Source organism: Arhodomonas sp. KWT (genome assembly GCF_010993615.1).
On sequence record NZ_WNXE01000571.1, the window covers coordinates 1 to 1,041 of the forward strand.

Annotated in this window: 2 protein-coding genes; both read left to right on the forward strand. The window is 74.9% G+C overall.

Translation table 11 applies throughout. From position 1 onward, the window contains the following. Window positions 1-540: dihydroxy-acid dehydratase (locus G7A99_RS20800; RefSeq protein ID WP_205599974.1), on the forward strand; the 540-nt coding region annotated here is incomplete at its 5' end. Window position 541: 1 nt separating this feature from the next. Next, a partial coding sequence (gene eda, locus G7A99_RS20805; RefSeq protein ID WP_240466367.1) for a bifunctional 4-hydroxy-2-oxoglutarate aldolase/2-dehydro-3-deoxy-phosphogluconate aldolase occupies window positions 542-1,041 on the forward strand: 500 nt, incomplete at its 3' end.

The following is a 1,041-nucleotide window of genomic DNA, read 5'->3' on the forward strand; positions in this document are numbered from 1 at the left end:
AAGGTCTCCGCGGTGGAGCGGGAGCGCTGGTGCGTGGAGGCGCCGGCGCGGGTGTTCGAGAGCCAGGAGGCGCTGCTCGAGGCGTTCTCCCGCGACCAGCTCAACGAGGACATGGTGGCGGTGGTGCGTTTCCAGGGGCCGGGCGCCAATGGCATGCCCGAGCTGCACAAGCTCACGCCGCAGCTCGGCGTGCTCCAGGACCGCGGTTACCGCGTGGCACTGGTGACCGATGGGCGCATGTCCGGCGCCTCCGGCCGCGTGCCGGCGGCGATCCACCTCACGCCGGAGTCCACGGCCGGCGGCGCACTCGCGCGGGTGCGCGACGGCGACCGCATCCGCCTCGATGCCGGCGCCGGGACCCTGGAGGCCCTGGTCGATGCCGACGAGTGGGCCGCGCGGTCGCCGGCGGCGGCGCCGGATGCCGGCAGCCGCGGCATGGGTCGCGAGCTCTTCCAGATCTTCCGCGCCAACGCCACGCCGGCGGAGGCCGGCGCGCGGGTGTTCGATCTCGATGGCGCGGCCCAGCACGGAGGTGGCTGAGATGACGGGAATGGACGGGATTGTCTCCCGGGTGAACGTGATCCCGGTGCTCGCCGTGGACGATGCCGACTCGGCGGTGGAGACGGTACGCGCCCTGGTGGCGGGCGGCCTGCCGGTGGTGGAGATCACCCTGCGCACGCCGGCGGCACCCGCGGCGATCCGGGCGGCGGCGGACGTGCCCGGCGCGGTGGTCGGGGCGGGGACCGTATTGAACGCCGCCGACCTCCAGGGGGCCGTCGATGCCGGGGCGGCGTTCGTCGTCAGCCCCGGTGCCACGCCGTCGCTGCTGACGGCCGCGCGCCACAGTGGTGTGCCGTTCATGCCGGGCGTCGCCACGCCCTCGGAGGTGCAGGGGGCGCTCGAGGCGGGGTTCACCCACCTGAAGTTCTTCCCCGCCGGGGTGGCGGGGGGGATCGCCATGCTGCGCGCACTCGCGGGCCCCTTCGCCGACGTGCGTTTCTGCCCCACGGGCGGGATCGATCCCGCCTCCGCGCCGGACTA